Source organism: Bradyrhizobium sp., assembly GCF_035701725.1.
Classification (GTDB): Bacteria; Pseudomonadota; Alphaproteobacteria; order Rhizobiales; family Xanthobacteraceae; genus Bradyrhizobium.
The window spans coordinates 1-6,332 of record NZ_DASSRP010000292.1; the positions used below are offsets into that span (position 1 = coordinate 1).

Below are 6,332 nucleotides of genomic sequence, written 5' to 3' on the forward strand. Positions count from 1 at the left end.
TTTCAGAAGGCTGAAGGAAACGCTCAGCCGCGGCGCCACACGCAGGTCATGTGCGGCACGATCACCGTGCCGCTCGGCCGGTATTCCTGCGCATAGGAGGCATTGCAGACCCTGACCGCATTCGGGCCGGGGTAATAGCGCGGATAGACATCGTCCGGCTGCGCCTGGTCGCGCGGGTAAACGCGAACCCGCCGCGGCGGACGGGCGGGACGCGCAACCACCGGCGGGCGGGCGGCCAGATCGTCAGCGGTCAACGCCTGCGCGACACGCGGGCTTTGCGACGCCGTCTGCGCCATAGCGCCCGCCATCAGCAGCGAGAACGCCGTCGCCAGCACCCCCGATATTGCCAATTTGCCGATCATCATCGCAACGCCGCCCCGATTGGTTGTATGGCCCCACGGTCTCCGATTGGCGCGACAAGGTCAATCATCAAGACGAAGCTTTTGCACCCCGTGCGTACACACCATTTTTCGTCGCAAACCGGTTCCGGTCCTTTGCGGGCCCGGATCCAGATGACAGGCTACGCCACCTTGGAAACATGGGTGAAGAGTTCATGACGGTATATGTCATTGCGCAGCTTAAAATAACCGATCGCGCATCCTACGATCGCTACCAGGCTCGATTTTTTGACGTTTTCAAAAAGTTCAGCGGCCGGCTGTTGTCGGCCGACGAGAATCCGACCGTGCTTGAAGGCGCATGGGATCGTGACAAACTGGTATTGATGTCGTTTCCCGACGAAGCCGCCTATCGCGCGTGGGGCAGCTCGGCCGAATATCTGGAAATTTCGAAGGACCGCGAAGCCGGCGCACAGGCCGTGGTACTCTTGGCGAAGGGCTTTGGCTGACGGCTAGTCCCGCCGATCCGAAGTCCCCTGTACCCCAAGCGGCGAGTTTGATCAGGATGTGGACATCAGCCAAAGCGCCATCGCTTGCCGAGATCGAAGTCATGGCGCACGACATTATGGCGCGGCTGCCTAAAACCTTCCGCGATCTGTGCGAGGGCGTCATCGTGCGTGTCGAGGATTTCCCGACCGATGAAATCCTCGATCAGATAGCGGCGGAAAGCGAATTCGACCTGCTCGGCCTGTTTCAGGGGACGGGCTTGCCGCATCAGAGCTCCAGCGACGTCGCGCGGCTGCCTAATCTGATCTGGCTCTACCGCCGCCCAATCCTGGACTACTGGGCCGAACACGACGAGATGCTCGGAGATATTGTCCGTCACGTGCTGGTCCACGAGATCGGCCATCATTTTGGCCTCTCCGATGCCGACATGGCGGCTATCGAGGCCGCCTCGGATTAGGGCTTTCGCCCTTTTGCGACGGGCGCATTCGCGATAAACGACAGCTCCAAATTCACGCCTTGCTTGAAAACCCGATGGTCTCGCGTCCTGAAATCGTCACCTTCTGGCACGGCCCGCTCGACGGGCTGCGAAGATTGTGCCTGCGTTCGCAGATCGCCGCCGGCCACAAGGTGACCGTCTACAGCTTCGAGCCGATCGCGCAGCTGCCGGACGGCGTTGGCAATGCGGAGGCCGAAGCGATCCTGCCGCACGCGTTTTCCGAACGGCTGCGGCCGGCAAGGCCAGGCGGCGTCTGGATCGACCGCACCATGCTGCAATTTTCGGATTTTTTCCGAATGCGGTTGATGGCCAAGGGCGCCGGGCTATGGCTGGACGCCGACGTGCTGCTGCTGAGAGCGATCGAACTCGATCCCGCAAAACCCTATTTCGCCTGGGAACAGCCCCGTCAGCTCGGCAACTCCGTTTTGTACCTGCCGCCGAACGACCCGATCGTCGCGGCATACGAAGGCTTGATGGCGCAGGACGAATTGACGCCGGACTGGCTGTCGCTCCGCCATCGATTGACGTTTCTGATGCACAGGCTGCGTGGCCAGAGACGCCTCTCGGAAGTTCGGCTGGCCATCTATGGCCCGGCCTCGCTCACCGCGCTCGCCCGCCGCGCCGGCGAACTGAGCTATGCACTGCCGAAGAAATCGTTCTATGCCGTGCATGCCGAGCCGAAGCTGTTTTTCGATCCGCAGGATTTTTCATCGCTGATCCGCGACCCCGATATCATCGGCTTCCACATCTCGCCCAAGGGCCGCGGCAACCAGAAGCCGGTGCCCGGCAGCGTGCACGCCTGGGCGGCAGACAGGTTCGGCGCCACCTGATCAGGCAGTCTGCGGGCGGCTTGACTCAGTTGATCCAGCTCAAAGACAGCGTCGAAATGGCACTCCAGGATACGGTTTCGCAGAGCGGAGCGGTATCATGACGACACAGGATCATTCACATTCCGTTTTTGACCGGTTGACGCAAACGTTTTGCGATTGGCTGAATCAGCGGCGAGAGCTCAATGAACTCGGCCAATTGAGTACGGCGGAGTTCGGCCGGGTCGCCACCGATTTGCAGATTTCGCCGGCCGACTTGACCGAGTTGGTCAATCAGGGACCGCACGCCGCCGACGAGCTGCCGAAATTGCTCGAGGCACTTGGCATCGATGCGGCGCAGCTGGCGCGGATCGAACCCATGGCGCTGCACGACATGGAACGCGTCTGCGCGCTATGTCAGCAGAAAGGCGAATGCGACCGCGATCTTGCCGCGGGCACCTCAGCCGAGCACTATGAGCAATATTGCCTGAATGCCCCTACGATCGCCGGCCTCAGGACTCCGGCGAGCAAGTAGCCTAGGCAGGCGGCGGCGTCACGGCGATTTCGCCATCGCCGCGATGGAATCCGCGAGCGCGATCGTGCGGCGCGCCATATCGGCGTGCAGCCGCTCCACCATCTGACCGTCGAGCGAGATGGCGCCGCGCGCGGCGTTTTCCGGCAACTCGAACGCCGCGATGATCTTGCGGGCACGCTCGACCTCTGCCGTCGGCGGCGTGAAGATGACATTGCAGGCGTCGATCTGGCCGGGATGGATCAGCGTCTTGCCGTCGAAGCCGAGATCGCGCGCCTGGGTGCACTCCAGATTGAAACCGTCGACATTGCTGAAATCGCTGTAGGGACCGTCGAGGATTTCCAGGCCATAGGCGCGGGTTGCAAGGATGCAATGGGTGATCATCGGCAGCATGATCGCGCGGCCCGGCTGCATGCGAATCCGCGTCTCGCGCGAAATATCATTCGGCCCGAACACAAAGCCCGACAGGCGCGGCTCGACGTCGCGCGACGCCGCCGCCAATTCCTCCGCGTGCAGCACCGCACGCGCGGTCTCGATCATCGCCCAAACGCGGATCGAGGGGTCGGCGTTCGCCTCGCTCAGCGCGTTCTTGATGGTGCGGATATCGTCGATGCTCGAGACTTTCGGCACCAAGATCGCGTGCGGCTTGGCTTTGGCGGCCATCTTCACATCATCGGCCCAGAACGGCGTGTCCGGCGCATTGGTCCTGATCCAGATCTCGCGCCTGCCGAAGCCGCCGGCCGCGATCGCCTTGGCAATCTGATCGCGGGCGAGCGCCTTGGCGTCCGGCGCCACCGAATCTTCGATATCAAGGATGATGCAGTCGGCGGCGAGGATGCGCGCCTTTTCCAACGCGCGCGCGTTCGAGCCGGGCATGAACAGAAGGCTGCGGCGCGGGTGGGTCATGGTCTCATCTCTTTCGTGTTAAGGCCTTTGAACAGGATTCTGCGACGATTTCGAATGCGGGAACGAAACCGAGCGGCCAAAAGCCCATTGTTTCGGCAGTGGCTTTTCGGGCGACGGCTTAACATTCCAAGCCTGGCTCCGGAAGGCTTGTTCCTGTCCATCACATATGGTTAGCAACTAGTGGGGTGGATTTGACATTCGGTGCCCGTCTGGCCGCAAATTCGAAACCCGAATGGCGGTCCCAAACCTCACCAATGTGGCGGTTCAGAAGTCTGCATCGTGACCGCGGCAGATTTGTCATGCCGGCTTCTGATCCAAAGCCAGACTAGAGACGTATACTTGCTAGTGGTCCTCTTGAATGTGACGCTCGCAAAAGTGACCGCTCAGAAGGGATACGATCGTCAGAATCGGACCATTGTTGCATGAACCTGTTCCCACAACGACTGATCGACGGCTATCGCACCTTCGCCTCGCAGCGATTGCCCACCGAGCAGTCGCGCTATCGCGAACTATCCGAGCGCGGCCAATCGCCCGAAGTCATGGTCATCGGCTGCTGCGACTCCCGCGTCTCGCCGGAAGTGATTTTCGATGCCGGTCCAGGCGAGTTGTTCGTGATGCGCAACATCGCCAACCTGGTGCCGGTCTACCAGCCCGACGAGAAGGCCCATGGCGTCTCGGCAGCGCTGGAATATGCGGCCAATGTGCTGCGGGTGAAGCACATCGTCGTGCTCGGCCATGCCCAGTGCGGCGGCATCCGCGCCTTCATCGACAAGGTGGCCCCGCTGTCGCCGGGCGATTTCATCGGCAAATGGATGGCGATGTTCATCAAACCGGGCGAAGTCGTCGAGCAGCGTGAGCGTGAGAGCATGGCCGAATTCACGGAACGGATCGAAAAGGCCGCCGTCTTCCGCAGCCTGGAAAACCTGATGACGTTCCCCTTTGTGCGTAACGCGGTCGAGCGCGGCGACATGCGCCTGCACGGCGCCTATTTCGGCGTCGCCGAGGGATCGCTGTTCATCCTCGACCGCGTCAGCAAGAAATTCGAGAGCGCAGCACGATTGGGCGAATAGTGAATGGGGCATAGCGAATGGAGTTGTAACGCTCTATCGCTGCTCGCTATTGCCTATTCGCCATCAATGATCACTGCCCCAGCGATCCGACAGCGCCAGCACCAGCGTCGAGACCACGAACACCAGGTGGACACCGACCAGCCAGGCCAGCTTCGAGGGATCGAAGACGACGTCGATGTTCATGAACGCCTTCAACACCTGGATCGCGGAAATCGCGACGATCGAGGCGAGAAGCTTCTGCTTCAACCCGGCGAAATCGACCTTGGTCATCCATTCCGGCCAGTCCGGGTGGCCGCCGGGATCGATCCGCGAGACGAAATTCTCATAGCCGGAAAACACCACGATCAGGATCAGGTTGCCGGTCAGCGAGACGTCGATCAGGCTGAGCACGCCCAGAATGATGTCGGATTCCTTGGCGTAGGGCACGTGGAGAACGAATTCCCACAACATCATGCCGAACTTGAACAACAGCACCGCCAGACTGACGACGAGGCCGAAGTAGAACGGCGCCATCAGCCAGCGGCTGTTGAACAGCACGCTTTCGAAGCCGTTTTCGACGCGTTTCAGAGTCGGATTCGGCCGATAGGAAGCCGGCTCTTCGGTCATCGCGATCCGCTCTCTTGTTGCGACGTTCAGGCCGCCCGCTTCTTGGCGCTGATCAGTTTGCGGTTGATCAGGACTTCAGCGATCTGGATCGCGTTCAGCGCCGCACCCTTGCGCAGGTTGTCCGATACGCACCAGAGCACCAGCCCGTTCTCCACCGTCGCATCCTCGCGGATGCGGCTGATATAGGTGGCGTCTTCGCCGGCGGCCTCGTATGGCGTGACGTAACCGCCAGGTTCGCGCTTGTCGATGACGAGGCATCCAGGCGAACGGCGCAGAATGTCGCGCGCTTCGTCCGGCGTAATCGGATTTTCGAACTCGATGTTGACGGCCTCGGAATGGCCGACGAACACCGGCACACGCACGCAGGTGGCGGACAGCTTGATCTTGGGATCAAGAATCTTCTTGGTCTCCGCCATCATCTTCCATTCTTCCTTGGTGTAGCCGTCCTCCATGAAGACGTCGATCTCGGGGATGACATTGAAGGCGATACGCTTGGGGAATTTCTTGTTGACCAATTCGTCGTTGGTGTAGACGGACTTGGTTTGCGAGAACAGCTCGTCCATCGCATCCTTGCCGGCGCCCGATACCGATTGATAGGTCGAGACCACCACGCGCTTGATGACCGCCTTGTCGTGCAGCGGCTTGAGCGCGACGACGAGCTGCGCGGTCGAGCAGTTCGGGTTGGCGATGATGTTCTTCTTGGTGAAGCCCGCGGTGGCGTCCGCATTCACCTCAGGCACGATCAGCGGCACGTCCGGATCCATGCGCCAGGCCGAGGAATTGTCGATCACGACCGCGCCGGCGGCGCCGATCTTCGGCGACCATTCCTTCGACACCGAACCGCCCGCCGACATCAGGCAGATGTCGATGTCGGAGAAATCGTAATGCTCGAGCGCTTTGACCTTCAGGGTGCGGTCGCCATAGGAGACTTCGACGCCGACGCTGCGGCGTGACGCCAGCGCCACGACCTCGTCGGCAGGGAATTTGCGCTCGTCCAGAATGTTGAGCATTTCCCGCCCGACATTGCCGGTCGCGCCGACCACTGCGACTTTGTAACCCATCGTTCACTCTCCG

General features: G+C 61.1%; 9 protein-coding genes. 5 read left to right on the forward strand and 4 right to left on the reverse strand.

The window, feature by feature from the left end; translation table 11 throughout:
• Positions 1-23: 23 nt before the first annotated feature.
• Positions 24-365 (reverse strand): hypothetical protein, encoded by a 342-nt coding sequence (locus tag VFL62_RS17330; protein ID WP_414644755.1) that lies wholly within the window; start codon positions 363-365, stop codon positions 24-26.
• Positions 366-553: 188 nt separating this feature from the next.
• Here VFL62_RS17330 and VFL62_RS17335 point away from each other — a divergent pair, with 188 nt between their 5' ends.
• From VFL62_RS17335 to VFL62_RS17350, 4 genes are all read left to right on the forward strand, one after another.
• On the forward strand, positions 554-844 hold the full coding sequence (locus VFL62_RS17335) for a DUF1330 domain-containing protein (protein WP_325173615.1): 291 nt from the start codon (positions 554-556) through the stop codon (positions 842-844).
• A gap of 56 nt (positions 845-900) precedes the next feature.
• Positions 901-1,299, forward strand: a complete 399-nt coding sequence (locus VFL62_RS17340; RefSeq protein ID WP_325173607.1) for a metallopeptidase family protein — start codon at positions 901-903, stop codon at positions 1,297-1,299.
• 74 nt (positions 1,300-1,373) lie between these two features.
• Positions 1,374-2,168, forward strand: a complete 795-nt coding sequence (locus VFL62_RS17345; RefSeq protein WP_325173608.1) for a hypothetical protein — start codon at positions 1,374-1,376, stop codon at positions 2,166-2,168.
• Positions 2,169-2,265: 97 nt separating this feature from the next.
• Positions 2,266-2,679 (forward strand): DUF6455 family protein, encoded by a 414-nt coding sequence (locus VFL62_RS17350; protein WP_325173609.1) that lies wholly within the window; start codon positions 2,266-2,268, stop codon positions 2,677-2,679.
• Positions 2,680-2,697: 18 nt separating this feature from the next.
• On the opposite strand, the gene VFL62_RS17355 is transcribed toward VFL62_RS17350, so the two are convergent.
• Entirely contained in the window at positions 2,698-3,582 is an 885-nt protein-coding gene (locus tag VFL62_RS17355) for a CoA ester lyase (protein WP_325173610.1), read from the reverse strand.
• A gap of 422 nt (positions 3,583-4,004) precedes the next feature.
• Here VFL62_RS17355 and VFL62_RS17360 point away from each other — a divergent pair, with 422 nt between their 5' ends.
• On the forward strand, positions 4,005-4,652 hold the full coding sequence (locus tag VFL62_RS17360) for a carbonic anhydrase (RefSeq protein WP_325173611.1): 648 nt from the start codon (positions 4,005-4,007) through the stop codon (positions 4,650-4,652).
• A 63-nt stretch (positions 4,653-4,715) separates the two neighbouring features.
• Here VFL62_RS17360 and VFL62_RS17365 read toward each other — a convergent pair whose 3' ends face one another.
• Positions 4,716-5,258, reverse strand: coding sequence for a TIGR00645 family protein (locus tag VFL62_RS17365; protein ID WP_325173612.1), 543 nt, complete (start codon positions 5,256-5,258; stop codon positions 4,716-4,718).
• Positions 5,259-5,284: 26 nt separating this feature from the next.
• Complete coding sequence (locus VFL62_RS17370; protein WP_325173613.1) at positions 5,285-6,319, reverse strand: aspartate-semialdehyde dehydrogenase; 1,035 nt, start codon at positions 6,317-6,319, stop codon at positions 5,285-5,287.
• Between the last annotated feature and the right edge of the window lie 13 nt (positions 6,320-6,332).

What these genes read in the sequence shown, in the direction of transcription:
- VFL62_RS17340 (WP_325173607.1), top strand. Translation starts at nt 901, where the DNA reads ATGTGGACATCAGCCAAAGCGCCATCGCTTGCCGAGATCGAAGTCATG.
- VFL62_RS17355 (WP_325173610.1), bottom strand. Translation starts at nt 3,582, where the DNA reads ATGACCCACCCGCGCCGCAGCCTTCTGTTCATGCCCGGCTCGAACGCG.
- VFL62_RS17365 (WP_325173612.1), bottom strand. Translation starts at nt 5,258, where the DNA reads ATGACCGAAGAGCCGGCTTCCTATCGGCCGAATCCGACTCTGAAACGC.
- VFL62_RS17335 (WP_325173615.1), top strand. Translation starts at nt 554, where the DNA reads ATGACGGTATATGTCATTGCGCAGCTTAAAATAACCGATCGCGCATCC.
- VFL62_RS17360 (WP_325173611.1), top strand. Translation starts at nt 4,005, where the DNA reads ATGAACCTGTTCCCACAACGACTGATCGACGGCTATCGCACCTTCGCC.
- VFL62_RS17330 (WP_414644755.1), bottom strand. Translation starts at nt 365, where the DNA reads ATGATGATCGGCAAATTGGCAATATCGGGGGTGCTGGCGACGGCGTTC.
- VFL62_RS17370 (WP_325173613.1), bottom strand. Translation starts at nt 6,319, where the DNA reads ATGGGTTACAAAGTCGCAGTGGTCGGCGCGACCGGCAATGTCGGGCGG.
- VFL62_RS17345 (WP_325173608.1), top strand. Translation starts at nt 1,374, where the DNA reads ATGGTCTCGCGTCCTGAAATCGTCACCTTCTGGCACGGCCCGCTCGAC.
- VFL62_RS17350 (WP_325173609.1), top strand. Translation starts at nt 2,266, where the DNA reads ATGACGACACAGGATCATTCACATTCCGTTTTTGACCGGTTGACGCAA.